The 15,429-nt window shown below is 66.5% G+C and carries 16 protein-coding genes; 5 read left to right on the top strand and 11 right to left on the bottom strand.

Going from position 1 to position 15,429, the window contains the following annotated elements; all coding sequences use genetic code 11:
• The first annotated feature begins 95 nt into the window (after window positions 1–95).
• Window positions 96–1,265 carry a YihY/virulence factor BrkB family protein gene (locus tag J2W36_RS12185; RefSeq protein WP_307690001.1) on the top strand — a complete coding sequence of 390 codons (1,170 nt, stop codon included), beginning with the start codon at window positions 96–98 and terminating at the stop codon, window positions 1,263–1,265.
• A 1-nt stretch (window position 1,266) separates the two neighbouring features.
• On the opposite strand, the gene J2W36_RS12190 is transcribed toward J2W36_RS12185, so the two are convergent.
• The 7 genes from J2W36_RS12190 to J2W36_RS12220 all read right to left on the bottom strand — a co-directional run bounded on the left by J2W36_RS12190 (window position 1,267) and on the right by J2W36_RS12220 (window position 6,650).
• Complete coding sequence (locus tag J2W36_RS12190) at window positions 1,267–2,049, bottom strand: transglutaminase-like domain-containing protein (RefSeq protein ID WP_307690002.1); 783 nt, start codon at window positions 2,047–2,049, stop codon at window positions 1,267–1,269.
• Between the two features lie 179 nt (window positions 2,050–2,228).
• On the bottom strand, window positions 2,229–2,867 hold the full coding sequence (locus J2W36_RS12195; protein WP_307690003.1) for a glutathione S-transferase family protein: 639 nt from the start codon (window positions 2,865–2,867) through the stop codon (window positions 2,229–2,231).
• A gap of 136 nt (window positions 2,868–3,003) precedes the next feature.
• Window positions 3,004–3,174 carry a hypothetical protein gene (locus J2W36_RS12200; RefSeq protein WP_307690004.1) on the bottom strand — a complete coding sequence of 57 codons (171 nt, stop codon included), beginning with the start codon at window positions 3,172–3,174 and terminating at the stop codon, window positions 3,004–3,006.
• A gap of 37 nt (window positions 3,175–3,211) precedes the next feature.
• Entirely contained in the window at window positions 3,212–4,618 is a 1,407-nt protein-coding gene (gene dbpA / locus J2W36_RS12205; protein ID WP_370869317.1) for an ATP-dependent RNA helicase DbpA, read from the bottom strand.
• Window positions 4,618–4,884, bottom strand: coding sequence for a translation initiation factor IF-1 (gene infA, locus J2W36_RS12210; protein ID WP_307690006.1), 267 nt, complete (start codon window positions 4,882–4,884; stop codon window positions 4,618–4,620). The genes dbpA and infA overlap by 1 nt, the downstream gene beginning before the upstream one ends.
• A gap of 53 nt (window positions 4,885–4,937) precedes the next feature.
• Window positions 4,938–5,195: a hypothetical protein gene (locus J2W36_RS12215; protein WP_307690007.1), complete on the bottom strand. Its 258-nt coding sequence runs from the start codon at window positions 5,193–5,195 to the stop codon at window positions 4,938–4,940.
• A gap of 399 nt (window positions 5,196–5,594) precedes the next feature.
• On the bottom strand, window positions 5,595–6,650 hold the full coding sequence (locus J2W36_RS12220) for a sugar phosphate isomerase/epimerase family protein (protein ID WP_307690008.1): 1,056 nt from the start codon (window positions 6,648–6,650) through the stop codon (window positions 5,595–5,597).
• A gap of 123 nt (window positions 6,651–6,773) precedes the next feature.
• On the opposite strand from J2W36_RS12220, the gene J2W36_RS12225 reads away from it, so the two are divergent.
• The gene (locus J2W36_RS12225; RefSeq protein ID WP_307690009.1) at window positions 6,774–7,670 is read left to right on the top strand and encodes a gamma-glutamyl-gamma-aminobutyrate hydrolase family protein; all 897 of its coding nucleotides are present in this window, start codon (window positions 6,774–6,776) and stop codon (window positions 7,668–7,670) included.
• A gap of 25 nt (window positions 7,671–7,695) precedes the next feature.
• Here J2W36_RS12225 and J2W36_RS12230 read toward each other — a convergent pair whose 3' ends face one another.
• Window positions 7,696–8,610, bottom strand: coding sequence for an N-formylglutamate amidohydrolase (locus J2W36_RS12230; protein ID WP_307690010.1), 915 nt, complete (start codon window positions 8,608–8,610; stop codon window positions 7,696–7,698).
• Between the two features lie 19 nt (window positions 8,611–8,629).
• Window positions 8,630–9,592, bottom strand: coding sequence for a tripartite tricarboxylate transporter substrate binding protein BugE (locus J2W36_RS12235; protein WP_307690011.1), 963 nt, complete (start codon window positions 9,590–9,592; stop codon window positions 8,630–8,632).
• A 109-nt stretch (window positions 9,593–9,701) separates the two neighbouring features.
• On the opposite strand from J2W36_RS12235, the gene J2W36_RS12240 reads away from it, so the two are divergent.
• On the top strand, window positions 9,702–10,664 hold the full coding sequence (locus tag J2W36_RS12240; protein ID WP_307690012.1) for a LysR substrate-binding domain-containing protein: 963 nt from the start codon (window positions 9,702–9,704) through the stop codon (window positions 10,662–10,664).
• On the opposite strand, the gene J2W36_RS12245 is transcribed toward J2W36_RS12240, so the two are convergent.
• Together J2W36_RS12245 and J2W36_RS12250 are read right to left on the bottom strand one after the other, a co-directional pair.
• Complete coding sequence (locus J2W36_RS12245; RefSeq protein ID WP_307690013.1) at window positions 10,642–10,812, bottom strand: hypothetical protein; 171 nt, start codon at window positions 10,810–10,812, stop codon at window positions 10,642–10,644. The genes J2W36_RS12240 and J2W36_RS12245 overlap by 23 nt on opposite strands.
• Window positions 10,813–10,931: 119 nt before the next feature.
• Window positions 10,932–13,880, bottom strand: coding sequence for a DNA topoisomerase III (locus tag J2W36_RS12250; protein WP_307690014.1), 2,949 nt, complete (start codon window positions 13,878–13,880; stop codon window positions 10,932–10,934).
• Window positions 13,881–13,964: 84 nt separating this feature from the next.
• Here J2W36_RS12250 and J2W36_RS12255 point away from each other — a divergent pair, with 84 nt between their 5' ends.
• Together J2W36_RS12255 and J2W36_RS12260 are read left to right on the top strand one after the other, a co-directional pair.
• Window positions 13,965–14,600 (top strand): SET domain-containing protein, encoded by a 636-nt coding sequence (locus J2W36_RS12255; RefSeq protein WP_307690015.1) that lies wholly within the window; start codon window positions 13,965–13,967, stop codon window positions 14,598–14,600.
• Window positions 14,597–15,403, top strand: a complete 807-nt coding sequence (locus tag J2W36_RS12260) for a biotin--[acetyl-CoA-carboxylase] ligase (protein WP_370869318.1) — start codon at window positions 14,597–14,599, stop codon at window positions 15,401–15,403. The genes J2W36_RS12255 and J2W36_RS12260 overlap by 4 nt, the downstream gene beginning before the upstream one ends.
• Window positions 15,404–15,429 lie beyond the last annotated feature (26 nt).

Raw genomic sequence — 15,429 nt, forward strand, 5'->3', positions numbered from 1 at the left:
GTTGACGGATAGGGCGCGGGCGCAGGGCGCGGGAAATTGGGAGTTCGCCTTTCTTCCCGTTACCGCCCTCCACGTTACCGATCTGCGCCGTCCCCATGAAGCTCCGTCAACTGCTCGACCTCTGCCGCAAGGCAGTCACGGCCTGGATCGACGATTTCGCCCCCAGCATGGGGGCATCGATTTCGTACTACACCATCTTCTCGCTGGCGCCCCTGCTGGTCATCGTCATTGCCGTGGCCGGCGCGATCTTCGGGCGCGAGGCGGTGCAGGGCGAGATCGTGGCGCAGCTGCAGGGGCTGATCGGGCGCGATGCGGCGGTGGCCGTGCAGGGGCTGATCAAGAGTGCGGACGAGCCGTCGAAAGGGCTGGTTGCGAGCATCATCAGCATCGGCGTGCTGGTGGTCGGCGCAACCACCGTGTTCGCAGAATTGCAGAGCGCGCTCGACCGCATCTGGCATGTGCCCGAGGCGGACAAGCCGACCGGCATATGGGCCATCCTGCGGGCGCGCGTGCTGTCCTTCGGGCTCATCCTGGGCCTGGCCTTCCTGCTGATGGTCTCGCTGCTCGTGAGTGCGGGCGTGGCCGCCTTCGGCGGCTGGGCCGGTGGACTGCTGCCGGGTTGGGAAGTCATGCTGATGGCCGTCAACACGCTGGTGTCGATGGGCATCACCGGCCTGCTGTTCGCGATGATCTTCAAGTACATGCCGACCGTGCGCATCGCCTGGCGCGACGTGGTCGTGGGGGCGGCGGTGACGGCCGTGCTGTTCGAGATCGGCAAGACGGCCATCGGCCTCTACCTCGGCAAGAGCGGCGTGAACGAATCCTTTGCGGCCGCGGGCTCGCTGGTGGTGCTGCTGGCCTGGGTGTACTACGCCGCGCAAATCTTCCTGCTGGGCGCCGAGTTCACCAAGGTCTATGCCCATGCCCACGGTTCGGTGGCGGGCGCCAAGGCCGTCGCGAGCACGCAGGCCATGGCAGCCGTGGCCGAAGCCGGCACCGACGCGGTGACCGCCCCCACGGTCGACGTTGCCCGCAGGGACGAGGCGACCGACGCAGGGCTGGCACGCACCGTGGCGGCACGGCGGGAGGTTGACGTGCGGCTGCATCGTGCCACCGCGGTGCTCACCCGCCAGGTGCTGCTGCTGGGTATCGCCACGGTGGCGAGCTCGGTGGTCGCGCAATGGCACAAGCGACAACGCCGATCGGCCCGCCGCAACGTCAGCGCCAGCCGCCGCGCTGGGACGGGCCCCAAGCGCCAGGCGTGAGTCAGAACAACTGCTCGACGGTCACCTGCATGTTTCCCATCTCCAGGGGGCCGTAGTTCGAGACGAAGGCCACGTCGGCCGCATCACGTCCATAGGCGACCACGATGCGCCCGCCCCTCGGCTGGGCCTGCGTGGCGTCGAAGGTGTACCAGCGGCCATCGATGAAGGCCTCGAACCAGGCATGCATGTCCATCGGGTCGAGCTGGTAGAGGTAGCCGACCACCACCCGCGCCGGGATCTTGAGCGCGCGCGTGAAGCTCACGCCGACGTGCGAGAAGTCGCGGCACACGCCGGCACCATGGCCGAGCGTGTCGAGGGCGTCGGTGGTGCCGTCGCTCACGCCGTAGCGGTATTCGAGGTTGTTGTGGATCCACTGGCGGATGGCCTCGACCTGGTCGTAGCCGGGGGCCGCGTTGCCCACGATCTCACGCGCCCGCGCTTCCATCTTGTCGGAGGGGCAGTAGCGGCTTTGCAGCAAGTAGAGCAGCGTGTCGTCGGGCAGGTTTTCCACGGGCGTGGGCGGCGCGCCCGGTGTCACGCGGATGTATTCCTCGGTTTCCATGACCATCTCGACTTCGATGCGCATTTCGCCTTGGGGGATCTTCAGGCGCTGGCACAGGTTGCCGTAGCTGTCGACGTATTCGGTGGTGCGCACCCAGGGCGAGAGTTCGTAGCGCTCGCTGATCATCCATTGGGCCTGGCCGCTGCGCGGCCGCAGCATGGCGATCGTGGGGCAGTCTTCGGCCGCCTTGACGGTCATGGTGCAGTTGGCTTTGAGTTTCAATTCAGGCTTCCAGTGGGATGAAGAGGATTCGACAGGGCGTGCATGTCGCGCACATGACGGCGACGCACGCTTCGTGCCGCGCGCACATCCTAGGCATGCCGATGCGGCCGTGCTGTAGGACGCCGCCACGGCACCCTGGCGTCGCGCGCATCGACTGCCTCGCCGCCCCCTGCGTACGCTCAGGTCTTCCAGGGCGGCCCGGCCACGGCCATGGCACGTTCGTAAGCCGGACGGGTTTCGATGCGCTGCAGATAGGCCGCCAGCGCGGGGTAGGCTGACAGGTCCGGCGGGTGCGGCAGGAACTGGCGCAGGGTGGTAAAGGGAAACGCCATCATGAGGTCGGCCGCGGTGAAGCGGTCCCCCGCGAAATACGCCGAGGTCTGCAGCGCGTTGTCGATGAACTGCAGGTGCTGCCAGGTGGCCGCGCGGATGCGGGCCATGCCCGGAGTGTGGTCGGGCTCGGGCAGCAGTCGCTCCAGCGTGGATTCGCGCAGAAGCTGCAGCATGAGGCTGCCTTCGGCGTAATGCAGCCAGTACAGGTAGCGCGCGAACTCCGGTTCGAAGGGCGTCACTGCCAGCCGTCCCTCCCCGTGGCGCGCGATGATGTATTCGACGATCGCCCCCGACTCCGCCAGCACCGTGTCGCCGTCGCGGATGACCGGCGCGCGGCCCAGCGGATGGATGTCCTTGAGCTCCGGTGGCGCCAGCGCATCGGGCCCACGATGCAGTGTGTGCAGCGCATAGGGCAGTGCCAGCTCCTCCATCAGCCAGATGATGCGTTCGGAACGCGAGCTGTTGAGGTGGTAGATGGTGATCATGGCGTCGATCGTGCGTGTGCCGACGGGTCCTGTGTGTAGGTGAGGCACCGGAGATGGGTCGTCAACGCCATGAAAAAAGCGCCCCGCAGGGCGCTTTTTCGATTCTCTTCAAGCAAGGCGCCAGGCGCCCGGTGCTTCAGCCGCCCTTCTTGGCGCGCTTGCCGGGGTTCTTCTTGCTGCGGGTCGCGGTGCCGCGTTCCAGGCTGACCTTCTGGCCGCCACCGGCGCGGGGAATGTTGTAGCCAGCGACAGGCACGGGTGCGGGGGTGGCAATGCGGTCTGCCTCGGTGCGAATTTTCTTGGGCATGAAAAGCTCGATAAAAGTGAAAGGTACGAAACGTGGATTAGGCCACATCGTCGAGCAGCCGGACCTTCACGGTCTTGCCCTTGACGCGGCCGGTGGAGAGCTTGTGAGCGGCTTCCCGCGCGATGCGGCGGTCAACCGCCACATAGGTCGAGAATTCGTTCACATTGATCTTGCCGACCTGCTCTTTGGTGAAACCGGCTTCGCCGGTCAACGCGCCGAGCACATCGCCGGCGCGGATCTTTTCCTTGCGACCGCCGACGATCTGCAATGTCGACATGGGCGGGCGCAGCGGCTCGCCGCTGCCAGGGGTGAGTGTGTCCAGCGGCTGCCATTGCGACTCACGCCCCTGCAACTGCTCGATCTTGCCGACGCTGCCCATCTCGTCCATGCTGGCGAGATTGAGCACGATGCCTTCGGCGTCGCCGCGGCCGGTGCGGCCGATGCGGTGGATGTGCACTTCCGAATCCGGCGTCACGTCGACGTTGATCACCGCCGCCAACTGCGCGATGTCCAGGCCGCGCGCGGCCACGTCGGTGGCCACCAGCACGGAGCAGCTGCGGTTGGCGAACTGCACCAGGACCTGGTCGCGTTCGCGTTGTTCCAGCTCGCCGAACAGCGCCATGGCGCTCAGGCCCTGCGCCTGCAGCACCGCCACCAGGTCGCGGCATTGCTGCTTGGTGTTGCAGAAGGCCAGCGTGCTCTGGGGGCGGAAGTGGTCGAGCAGGCGCGAGACGACGTGCAGCCGCTCGTTGTTCGTCACCTGGTACCAGTGCTGGACGATCTTGCCCTCTTCGTGCTGCGCCTGCACCGTGATCTGCTGCGGCGCCTTCATGAACTGGGCGCTCAGCTTGGCGATGCCTTCGGGGTACGTGGCCGAGAACAGCAAGGTCTGGCGCGTGACCGGGCACTGGCGCGCCACGGTGACGATGTCCTCGAAGAAGCCCATGTCCAGCATGCGGTCGGCTTCGTCGAGCACCAGCGTGTTGAGCGCCGAGAGTTCGAGGTTGCCGCGCTCCAGGTGGTCCATGATGCGGCCGGGCGTGCCCACCACGATGTGGGCGCCATGTTCGAGGCTGGCGGTTTGCCCGCGCAGCGCGACGCCGCCGCACAGCGTGACGACCTTCACGTTCTCTTCCGCGCGCGCCAGGCGGCGGATTTCGGTGGTGACCTGGTCGGCGAGTTCGCGCGTCGGGCACAGCACCATGGCCTGCACCGCAAAACGACGCGCATTGAGATTGGCCAGCAGGGCCAGCGTAAAGGCGGCGGTCTTGCCGCTGCCGGTCTTGGCCTGCGCGATCAGATCCTTGCCGAGCAGCGCCACCGGCAGACTGGCCGCCTGGATGGGCGTCATCTGCGTGTAGCCGAGCTGCGTGAGGTTGGCGAGCGTCTGCGGCGCGAGCGGCAGCGTGCCGAAACCGAGGGCGGAATCTGTCACGTGGGCAATCAGCGGCGCTGCGAGTTGTTCGGCGAGACCGGCGGCGGTCCGCGGCGTTCCAGATGGCGGAACGTGATGCGGCCCTTGGTCAGGTCGTAGGGGGAAAGCTCCAGCGACACCTTGTCACCCGCCAGGATGCGGATGTGGTGCTTGCGCATCTTGCCGCCGCTGTAGGCGATCAGCTGATGACCGTTGTCCAGCGTGACGCGATAGCGCGAGTCGGGCAGGACTTCGGTCACCGCCCCGTTCATTTCGATCAGTTCTTCCTTGGCCATGAATTACCTCTGAATGGTTGTCGTGTGATTGGATGAGAAAACGGTGCGCCCGTTCAGGCTGCGCAGGGGGTCGACGGCAGGCTCGGCGCAGTGCGTTCGCGCACCCAGCCCAGGCCTTCGTTGACCGCATAGTGCGAGGCGGCGGCGTGGCTGCCGAAGCACGGGGTGAAACGCATCACGCGGTCGTGCATGCCGTTGCCGCGGCCCGAACGGATCGACACGGACGCTGCGAAGCGCCCGTTGTCCAGGTTCTTGATAAGGGGCGAGACCAGGTACTTGCCGACTGCGATGCTGTGTTGAATGATGTCCATTGAAAGCCTTGAGGCGCCCGCTCTGTGGGCAGGTCGCCATGAAAATTATTGATGAAACTGGCGTAAGCCGGCCTGAATGGCGCGGCAGACGCGCTATTCGCTTCAACAAGAACGAAGGCAGTGGTGGCATTCATGGGCGCCCGGTCTGGCGCTCCAACACACTGTGAGAGCTGGCTTGAAAAGTAGGTGGCCCGGTGATCCGCAGATGCACAGGCCAGCCGGCGATATGACGAAATTCTTCGTCGTGATATCGAAACGAACCCTGGATTATAGGCTTTCCCCCAGGATTGCGCACTTCGTGTCGCTGCTCCTACCCCCATCGGGGGCAACACCGGCGGCCCGGCGGAGCCGGTTCCGCGGTGTTTCTGGGGTTTTGGCTTGCCCTGCGGGCTTTGCCTGTTAGCCAATACCCAGCATTTTTCGGTTGGCGGCGGCGTCGATGCTGCCTGCGGCGAAGTCGTCGAAGGCGCGGTCGGCGACGTGGATGATGTGGTCGGCGATGAACTTCGCGCCTTCGCGGGCGCCGTCCTCGGGGTGCTTGATGCAGCACTCCCACTCGAGCACGGCCCAGCCGGGAAAGTCGTATTGCGCCATCTTGGAGAAGATGGCCTTGAAGTCGACCTGGCCGTCGCCGAGCGAACGGAAGCGGCCCGCACGGTGGATCCACGGCTGGAAGCCGCCGTACACGCCCTGCTTACCGGTCGGGTTGAACTCGGCGTCCTTCACGTGGAAGACCTTGATGCGCTCGTGGAAGTGGTCGATGTAGGCCAGGTAGTCGAGCTGCTGCAGCAGGAAATGGCTGGGGTCGTAGAGCAGGCAGGCGCGCGGATGCTGGCCCACGCGGTCGAGGAACATCTCGTAGCTCACGCCGTCGTGCAGGTCTTCGCCCGGATGGACCTCGTAGGCCACGTCCACGCCCGCGTCGTCGAAGGCGTTGAGGATCGGCAGCCAGCGGCGCGCCAGCTCGTCGAAGGCTTCCTCGATCAGGCCCGGCGGACGCGGCGGCCACGAATACAGGTACGGCCAGGCCAGCGCGCCGGAAAAGGTGGCGTGCGCCTTGAGGCCCAGCCGTGCGGACGCCCTGGCGGCGAGCTTGAGTTGCTCGACCGCCCACTGCTGGCGCGCCACCGGATTGCCGCGCACTTCGGGTGCCGCAAAGCCGTCGAAACCAGCGTCGTAGGCCGGGTGCACGGCCACCAGCTGGCCCTGCAGGTGGGTCGACAGCTCGGTGATCTCCAGGCCGTGCCGGGCGAGCGTGCCCTGGATCTCCTCGCAGTAGGTGGCGCTTTCGGCGGCTAGCTGGAGGTCGATCAGGCGTGCGTCCCAGCTGGGGATCTGGACGCCTTTGTAGCCCAGCCCCGCCGCCCAGCCGGCGATCGCGTCGAGCGAATGGAATGGAGCGCTGTCTCCGACGAACTGGGCCAGGAAGATGGCCGGCCCCTGGATGGTCTTCATCGTGTTGTCCTCTCGGTGGTGTCTTGCGGCGTTGTGGAAAGCATACTTGGCATGCCGTCCGACCCCCGGACCTCGGCCGCCGGTAGCACAATGAATTTCTCTTTTCGTACTGCGCCAGAAGCCATGCCCCACACCGTTGCCGGCCGCCTCAAGATTGGATTGTCCGCCTGCTTCCAGCACGCCGACCCCGCCCGGTCTCTGTTCACCAACAAGACGCTGCAGTACGTCGAGCAATCGATCGCGCACTGGCTCATGTCGGCCGGCGCCATGGTGGTCATGGTGCCTTGCCCGACGGGCGAGACGGCACGCGGCGACACCAACCTCTCGCACTACGCCGAATGGCTCGATGGCGTGGTGATGCACGGCGGGGTCGACGTCTGGCCCGGCAGCTATGGGGAAGAGCCGCTGCGCGAGGCGTGGATCGGCGACCGCATCCGCGATCTCTACGACCTGGCGCTGGTGGAAGCCTTCGAGCAGGCCGGCAAGCCGATCTTCGGTGTCTGCCGCGGTCTGCAGCTGATCAACGTGGCCTTCGGCGGCACGCTGTTCCAGGACATCGCGACGCAGCATCCGAACGCGCTGCAACACCGCGACCCGGTCAGCTACGACCAGAACTTCCACGACATCGTGATGGTCGAGGGCACGAAGCTGTCGCAGATGTACCCGGGTGTGCAGCACGCGCGGGTCAACAGCATCCATCACCAGGGCATCAAGGACCTGGCGCCGGGCTTCGAGGTCGAAGCCTGGAGCTATCCCGACCGTGTGCCTGAGGCCATTCGCCGGGTGCAGCGCAGCGACGGGCGCGGTCCGCGCAGCTACATCGCGGCCACGCAGTGGCATCCCGAATTCCATCGCGCCGGCAGCACGATCAGCACGGTGGACGACACGGCCATCCTCCACGACTTCCTGGGCGCCTGCACCGCCGCGCGCGTGCAGCCGGCGCGGCCTCATCGCAGCACGCCGGGCAAGATCCGCGACCGTGCAGCGCGCATGCTGCGCCAGGCGCTGCTGCGCACTTGAGTGCGCAGGCGGTGCACCGGGCGATTCAGCGCGGGTCGGTCGCCAGCAGCAGGTCGACCATCGAACGCAGGCTCTCCTGCAGTTCAAAGGCGCCGACCTCGTCGAGCGCGAGCGTGGCCTCGTCCATATAGAGGCGCCGGTTGATCTCCACCTGGATGCTGTGGCGGTTCGCCGCCGGATGGCCGTGGCGGCGGACCAGTTCCACACCCTTGTACGGATGGTTGTAGTCCACGCTGTAGCCTCGGCTGCGCAAGTGCGCGCAGAGCGCCTGCGACAGCGCCGGGCTGGCAGTGGTGCCGTCGCGGTCGCCGATCACGAAATCCGCATGCGCCAGTCCGGGAAAGTCGGTCGCATGGCTGCCGGCGATGGCCGGCATCGAATGGCAGTTGATGTGGATGCTGTAGCCATGCCGCGCGTGCGCTGCGTCGATCGCCTCGGCCACGGCCGCGTGGTACGGCACCCAGCAGTGCGCGATCCGCGCGGCGACCTCGTCCACGCCCAGCAGCCTGTCGTAGATCGGCAGGCCTTCGTCGGTGAGCTTCCAGATCAGGCCCTTGCCCAGGCGCACCTTGGCCAGCACCCGAGGGTCGGTCGCCAGCGGCCCGTGCCACGGGCCGTCGAGCAGGGTGGTGTCGAGCTCTGTGGTGTCGCGGTTGGCGTCGAGGTAGCTGCGCGGAAAATGCGCTTCCACCCAGGCCACGCCCAGCTCCGGCGCGAAGGCGTAGAGTTTTTCGACGTGCGTGTCCTCGGCGCGTCGCAGCGTGAGCAGGTCGCAGACCGGCCGAAAGTCGGCCGGATAGAACGTGCCGCTGTGCGGCGAATCGAGCACCAGTGGCGTGGTGCCCGGCAGGGACGTGACGCGGCGCTGCTCGCCGTCGGCGGCGAGCCCGTCATCTGCGTGGCGAGGACGCGTCTGGATCAGCTTCAGGACGGGATGCATCGGCGCTTTCTCATGCATATCAGTCCAGGCGGATGCGGGCGAAGGCAGCCACCTTCTTCATTTTCTCGATCTCGCTGACCAGCTGCTTCTCGAACTCGGCCGGCGTGTTGCCCGAGCCGTAGAGTCCCTGCAGGGCCAGGCGCTCGCGCACCGAGGGGTCCTTCAGCGCGGTGGCCACCGCCTGCTGCATGCGCAGCACGATCGGCGCGGGCGTGCCGGCCGGTGCGACCAGGCCGAACCACGACGGGTCGTTGTTCGCCGGGTAGCCGAGTTCGGCATAGGTCGGCACGTCCGGCAGCACGTCCAGGCGGCTGGGCCACGACACGGCCAGCGCGCGCAGCTTGCCCGATTTCACGTACGGCAGCGACGATGCCACCTGGTCGAAGTACACCGACACCTGGCCGGCCAGCACGTCGTTCACGGCCGGACCTGCACCACGGTAGGGGATGTGCACCATCGAGGTTCCGGTGCTGCTCTTGAACAGCTCGCCCCACATGTGACCGATGGTGCCGTTGCCGGGCGATGCGTAAGACACCTTGCCCGGGTTGGCCTTGAGGTACTTCACCAGCTCGGCGAAGTTGGCCACCGGCAGTTCCTTCGGGTTGATGACGATCACCCCAGGTGCCTTCACCAGCTCCGTCACTGCCACGAAACCCTTGATCGGGTCATAGGGCAGCTTCTGGTAGACGGCCGGGTTCACGCCGTGGGTGGACAGCGTGGCCACGCCGAAGGTCAGGCCGTCCGGTGCGGAGCGTGCCACCTCGGCCATGCCGATCGAGCCGCCCGCGCCGGCGCGGTTGTCGACCACCACGGGCTGCTGGAGGATCTGCGCCAGCGGCTCGGACAGCACGCGCGCGGTGATGTCGGTGGCGCCACCTGGAGGGAAGGGCACGACCATGCGGATGGGCCGGCCTTGGGCCCAGGATATTCCAGGAAGGATGCTGGCGGCGACAAGAGCGGAAAGAAGGTGACGACGATGCATGAGTTGTTACCAGCGAGAAATGGGAAATGGAGCGGAATGCTGCGTTGTATGAAGCAAAGGATATACCTGATAACATTCCAAATTGGAATGATTTGATGGGTGCTTTTGAATGTCGCTTCGCCGCCTGAACCCGCCGCTCAACCTGCTGCGCGCCTTTTCCACCGTCGCGCGTTTCGGCGGCGTCTCCCGCGCGGCCGAAGCGCTGCACCTCACCCAGGGCGCCGTCAGCAAGCAGGTGCAGGAACTCGAACGCTGGATCGGCGTGCCGCTGTTCGAGCGCAGTCGCAAGCGCCTGACCCTCACGCCTGCGGGCGAACGCTACGAAAAGGCAGTGCGCGCCGTGCTCGCAAGACTGGAAGCCGCCACCCTCGAACTCATCACCAGCGGCGACGGTGGCGGTGCCCTGCATCTGTCGACCTTGCCGACCTTCGGCGCCAAGTGGCTGATTCCGCGGCTGCCGGACTTCCAGCGCGTGCATCCGCAGATCACCCTGCATTTCGTGCCCTTCGTGCACGGCTACGATTTCCAGCGGCCCGAGCTCGACTGCTCCATCCTGTTCGGCGATGGCCACTGGCCGGGCGCGCGCTCGCACTACCTGGCCGGCCAGGACGTCGCGTTGATCGCGCCCCGCACGGGCCTGGCCGAAGTGCCCATCCGCTCGCCGCAGGACCTGGCGCGTTGCACGCTGCTGCGCCATGTGAGCGTGCCGCAATCGTGGCTGCAGTGGAGCGAGGCGCACGGCGTGCGCGGGCTCGACCCGCTGGCCGGGCCGCAGTTCGACCAGTTCCAGACCATGATCCGCGCCGTGATGGTGGGCATGGGCGTGGCGCTGGTGCCGCGCTGCCTGGTACAGGACGAGATCGGCTCGGGGCTGGTCGAGGAGCCGCTGCCGGGAGGCGGGTACCGGGGCGACACCGGCTATTGGTTCTGCTACCCGGAGGGGCGCGGGCAACTGGCCACGCTGGGCCACTTCCGCAACTGGCTGCTGCCGATGGCCGAGCAGGCCGTGGAAGCGACGGCGGCACTGCAGCCGCCGCCCGTGGCGACGGTTACTTCTTCTCGTACCGGCTGACGCCGGCGTCGATCGTGCCGAACACCTCCACCCCGCTGCGCGAGGCGCCGGCCCGGTTGTCGTCCGCCCGGTGATCGCCCGCGTTCGGCACGCCGCTGCAGGCCGAAACGAAGGCCAGTGCGACCAGGACGATGCTCAAGAACTTCAAATTGGGACTCCGAAAGTGTCGTTCCACTATAGGCGGGCCAGGCGGGGGCGCACGTAAGAACATGTACCAACCCCCGCGGGCCGTGCGGTCACCCCCAACGGTGCAGGGGGTGGCGGATCTCAGGCCGCCGCCGCCGTCAGGTGCTTGCCGACGATGCCGGCGAGCTCGAACATCGTCACCTGGTCCTTGCCGAACACAGCCTTGAGCTTGGCGTCGGCGTTGATGGCGCGCTTGTTGGTTGCATCCTGCAGGCCGTTGGCCTTGATGTAGTCCCAGAGCTTCTTGATCACCTCCGTGCGCGCCACCGGTTCGGTGCCGATCACCGCAGCCAGCGCAGCGCTCGGCGTCAGCCCGGCGCCGGTCTTGCGCGGCGCCTTGGGCGCAGTGGCCTTCTTGGCGGCTGCCTTTTTTGCCGCCGGTGCCTTCTTGGCAGCCGCCGTTTTCTTTGCCGCAGGCGCCGCTTTGCCAAAGGTCTTGCGCGGTGGGAACTTGCTTGTGCGCGGCTCGAACTCGAAGGTCACCTTGCCTTCCTCCTTGTTCCAGATCAGGAAGGCCTTGAAGGCGCGGCGCGTGCGCATGCTGACGAACTTGTCGAGCAGGTCGGTCTTGCCGGTGGCCAGCAGCTTTTCCATCTGCTCGCGCTCGACCGGCTGCTGCAGGATGATCTTGCCGGTCTTGAAGGTGCAGCTGGGTGTCGGCTGGGCCGTCGTCGGCACCGACTTCTCGCAGACATAGTTGCTGCCGTGGTCGAACACTGGCGCCCCGCAGATCGGGCAGGGGCCCACCGTGTCCAGCGCGCTGAAGTCGACGATCTCGCCGCTCTCCTCGTTCTTGTCGTCGCCGAAGTCGAACTCCAGCTTCCAGTTCTTCGTTTCTTCCTCGTCGAACTTCAGGATGATCTCGGCGGTGAAGGGCCAGCCCGCCTTGGAGCGGAAGCCTTCCAGCGGGCCGATGTGCTTGTTCGCCAGCAACTGCTCGGCCTCGGCCACCTCGAAGGTGCGCCCGGCTGGCGACTTGCCGAAGGAAAAGCCGCAACCCTCCTGGCCCTGCTTGCCGGTGCAGGTGTAGCGCCGGTAGTTTTCCTTGACCACGCCGCCGCAGTTCGGGCAGGGCGCTGCCAGCGTCGCATAGTCGCCGGGGACCGTGTCGCGGTCGTATTCCTTGGCCTTCTTCACGATGTGTTCGGTCATCGCGGCGATCTCGCGCATGAAGGCATCGCGGCTGAGCGCGCCCTTTTCCATCTGCGCGAGCTTGTATTCCCATTCGCCGGTCAGCTCGGCCTTGGAGAGTTCTTCCACGCCCAGCCCGCGCAGCAGCGTCATGAGCTGGAAGGCCTTGGCCGTCGGGATCAGCTCGCGGCCCTCGCGCAGCATGTACTTCTCGGCGATCAGGCCTTCAATGGTCGCCGCGCGCGTGGCGGGCGTGCCCAGGCCCTTCTCCTGCATGGCTTCGCGCAGCTCGTCGTCGTCGATGGTCTTGCCCGCGCCTTCCATGGCGCCGAGCAGCGTGGCTTCGGAGTAGCGCGCAGGCGGGCGCGTCTTCAGGCCCTTGGTGTCGACGGCGACCGCCTGCACGGTTTCGCCCGGCTTCACGATGACCAGGTTCTTGCCATCCTTCTCGTCGTCGTCGTTGATGGCTTCCTTGCCGTAGATGGCGAGCCAGCCCGGCTTGACCAGCACCTTGCCGTCGCTGCGGAAGGGGTACTTCTTGCCGTTCTGTTCGACCGTGCTGATGCGGGTGGTCACCTGGTATTCGGCGCTCGGGAAGAAGACAGACATGAAGCGGCGCACCACGAAGTCGTAGAGCTTCTGTTCGGCGTCCGACAGGCCGCTGGGCGCCTGCAGCGTCGGGATGATGGCGAAGTGATCCGACACCTTGGCGTTGTCGAAAATGCGCTTGTTCGGCTTCACGTAGCTGCCGTCGACGGCTTGCTGCGCGAAGGGTGCCAGGTGCTTCATGCCGCTCGTGGCGAGCATCTTCATCGTGTCCTTGACGACCGGCAGGTAGTCCTCGGGCAGCGCGCGCGAGTCGGTCCGCGGGTAGGTCAGCGCCTTGTGGCGTTCGTACAGGCTCTGCGCCAGCGCCAGCGTGGTCTTGGCCGAGAAACCGAAGCGGCCATTGGCTTCCCGCTGCAGCGAGGTCAGGTCGAACAGCATCGGCGAGGCCTGCGTGGTGGGCTTGCTTTCCTCGGTGACGGTGGCCGGCTTGCCGCGTGCGGCGTCGGCGATTTCGCGGGCGTCGCGTTCGTTCCAGACGCGGTCGGCGCGCTGCTCGGCATCGGGCTCGCCGTTGGCCAGCGTCGGCGCGGTCGACTTCTTCCAGTTCGCGTCGAACCACTTGCCCGGGTATTGGCCGGCCTCGGCCTGGAAGGTGCCGTGGATTTCCCAGTAGTCGCGCGAGACGAACTTGCGGATCTGTTCCTCGCGTTCGACCACCACCGACAGCGTGGGCGTCTGCACGCGGCCCACGGTGGTGAGGAAGAAGCCGCCATCGCGCGAGTTGAACGCCGTCATGGCGCGCGTGCCGTTGATGCCGACCAGCCAGTCGGCCTCGGAGCGCGAGCGCGCGGCGTCGGCCAGGCCCTGCATCTGCTTTTCGGTGCGCAGCGACTCGAAGCCGTCGCGGATCGCCTGCGGCGTCATCGACTGCAGCCACAGGCGCTTGACCGGCTTGTTCAGCGGGGTCTTGCCTCCGGCGTACTGCTCGATCAGGCGGAAGATCAGTTCGCCCTCGCGGCCCGCGTCGCAGGCGTTGATGAGCTGGGTCACGTCCTTGCGCTTGGCCTGCTTGACCACGGCGTTCAGGCGCGTCTTGGTCTTGTCCACGGGCTTGAGGTCGAAGTGCGGTGGAATCACCGGCAGGTTGGCGAAGCTCCATTTGCCGCGCTTCACGTCGAATTCCTCGGGGGCCTGGATCTCGACCAGATGGCCGACGGCGCTCGTCACGACGTAATGCTCGTTCTCGAAGTGGTCGTCGTGCTTGTCGAATTTGCCTGCGGTCGGCGTCAGCGCGCGGACGATGTCCTGCGCCACCGACGGCTTTTCTGCAATAACCAAAGTCTTTGTCATCTGGGCTCTCTCTATACTTGGCGACTGTCGCGTGCGTACGCGCACGCGCACATGTGTGCACATTCAAACTATCAGACTTCGGCGATGCCTTCAAAAACCCCTTCGGCGCATGGCCGCCGCATCCAGACCAGGCGCTCCGGCGTCCATGGCAAGGGCGTGTTCGCCGTACAGGACATCGCCGAGGGCGAAACGCTCATCGAATACAAGGGCGAGGTCATCAACTGGAAGGAAGCGCTGCGCCGCCATCCGCACGATCCTGCACAGCCCCACCACACCTTCTACTTCCATGTCGATGACAAGAATGTGATCGATGGCAAGGTGGGCGGCAACGCCTCCCGGTGGATCAACCATGCCTGCGAGCCGAACTGCGAGGCCGACGAAGTCGATGGCCGCATTTTCATCAAAGCGCTGCGCAACATCGCCGCCGGTGAAGAGCTCAACTACGACTACGGCCTGGTGATCGACCTGCCGTACACCCAGGAACTGCTGGACGACTTCCCTTGCTGGTGCGGAGCCCCGAGCTGCCGCGGCACGCTGCTCGCGCCCAAGCCGGAGAAGGAAAAACGCAAGAAGAAGGGCGCCAAGAAGAAGGCCATCGAGAAGAAGGCAAGCAAGGCCGCGAAGGCGGAGGCCAAGGCGGTCAAGGCGTTGAAGAAGGCAGAGAAGAAGGCCAACAAGTCGGAAAAGCCACAGAAGGCCGTGCGGGCGCCAGGGGTCTGAGCGTGGGTACCGCCCCTGACTTCGCAGCAGGGCTGACAGCCGCTGTCACGCCGATCTTGCCGGGTTTCGGCGTCGAGCAGGTCGCCGAGATCGACTCGACCAACACCGAACTCATGCGCCGTGCGCGCGCCGGCCGCTGCGAGCCCGTGTTGCTGGTGGCCGAACGCCAGACCGCCGGCCGGGGCCGCCTGGGCCGCCCCTGGCAGAGTACCCAGGACACCGCGCAACGGACCTCGTTGACCTTTTCCCTCGGGCTGCCGCTGACCCCGAAGGACTGGTCCGGCCTGTCGCTGGCCGTCGGTGTGAGCGTGGCCGAAAGCCTCGATCCGACCGCATCGGCCGGTGTGCGCCTGAAATGGCCCAACGACCTGTGGGTGGACGACCGCAAGCTCGTCGGCATCCTGATCGAGACGGCCGTGCCGCTGGGCGATGCGGCGCAGCGCTACGTGGTGATCGGCATCGGCGTGAACGTCGGTCCGCGCGAGGCCGAGGGCTTGCGCATGCCGCCGGCCTGGGTCCAGGAATGGCGGCCGGACGCGACGCCTGGCCAGTTGCTCCTCGACGTGGTGCCGCCGTTGATCGCTACGGTGCAGGCCTTCGCCGAGCGGGGTTTTGCGCCTTTCGCCGAGCGCTTTGCCGCGCGCGATGCCCTGCGTGGGCGCGACGTGCAACTCAGCGACGGCACGCGTGGCCATTGCGAGGGCGTGGGTTGGGGCGGCGAGTTGCGCGTGCGCACGGCCGAGGGCCTGCAGGAAGTCACCAGCGCCGAGGTGAGCGTGCGGCCGAGCGGCATGGCGTTCTAGCGGTCCGCATCCGCACACATCCGCAC

This window comes from Variovorax ginsengisoli (assembly GCF_030811835.1).
In the GTDB taxonomy this organism is placed as follows: domain Bacteria; phylum Pseudomonadota; class Gammaproteobacteria; order Burkholderiales; family Burkholderiaceae_C; genus Variovorax; species Variovorax ginsengisoli_C.

What these genes read in the sequence shown, in the direction of transcription:
- J2W36_RS12215 (WP_307690007.1), bottom strand. Translation starts at nt 5,195, where the DNA reads ATGGACATCATTCAACACAGCATCGCAGTCGGCAAGTACCTGGTCTCG.
- J2W36_RS12185 (WP_307690001.1), top strand. Translation starts at nt 96, where the DNA reads ATGAAGCTCCGTCAACTGCTCGACCTCTGCCGCAAGGCAGTCACGGCC.
- J2W36_RS12200 (WP_307690004.1), bottom strand. Translation starts at nt 3,174, where the DNA reads ATGCCCAAGAAAATTCGCACCGAGGCAGACCGCATTGCCACCCCCGCA.
- J2W36_RS12240 (WP_307690012.1), top strand. Translation starts at nt 9,702, where the DNA reads ATGTCGCTTCGCCGCCTGAACCCGCCGCTCAACCTGCTGCGCGCCTTT.
- J2W36_RS12195 (WP_307690003.1), bottom strand. Translation starts at nt 2,867, where the DNA reads ATGATCACCATCTACCACCTCAACAGCTCGCGTTCCGAACGCATCATC.
- J2W36_RS12250 (WP_307690014.1), bottom strand. Translation starts at nt 13,880, where the DNA reads ATGACAAAGACTTTGGTTATTGCAGAAAAGCCGTCGGTGGCGCAGGAC.
- J2W36_RS12235 (WP_307690011.1), bottom strand. Translation starts at nt 9,592, where the DNA reads ATGCATCGTCGTCACCTTCTTTCCGCTCTTGTCGCCGCCAGCATCCTT.
- J2W36_RS12255 (WP_307690015.1), top strand. Translation starts at nt 13,965, where the DNA reads ATGCCTTCAAAAACCCCTTCGGCGCATGGCCGCCGCATCCAGACCAGG.
- infA (WP_307690006.1), bottom strand. Translation starts at nt 4,884, where the DNA reads ATGGCCAAGGAAGAACTGATCGAAATGAACGGGGCGGTGACCGAAGTC.
- J2W36_RS12230 (WP_307690010.1), bottom strand. Translation starts at nt 8,610, where the DNA reads ATGCATCCCGTCCTGAAGCTGATCCAGACGCGTCCTCGCCACGCAGAT.
- J2W36_RS12220 (WP_307690008.1), bottom strand. Translation starts at nt 6,650, where the DNA reads ATGAAGACCATCCAGGGGCCGGCCATCTTCCTGGCCCAGTTCGTCGGA.
- J2W36_RS12225 (WP_307690009.1), top strand. Translation starts at nt 6,774, where the DNA reads ATGCCCCACACCGTTGCCGGCCGCCTCAAGATTGGATTGTCCGCCTGC.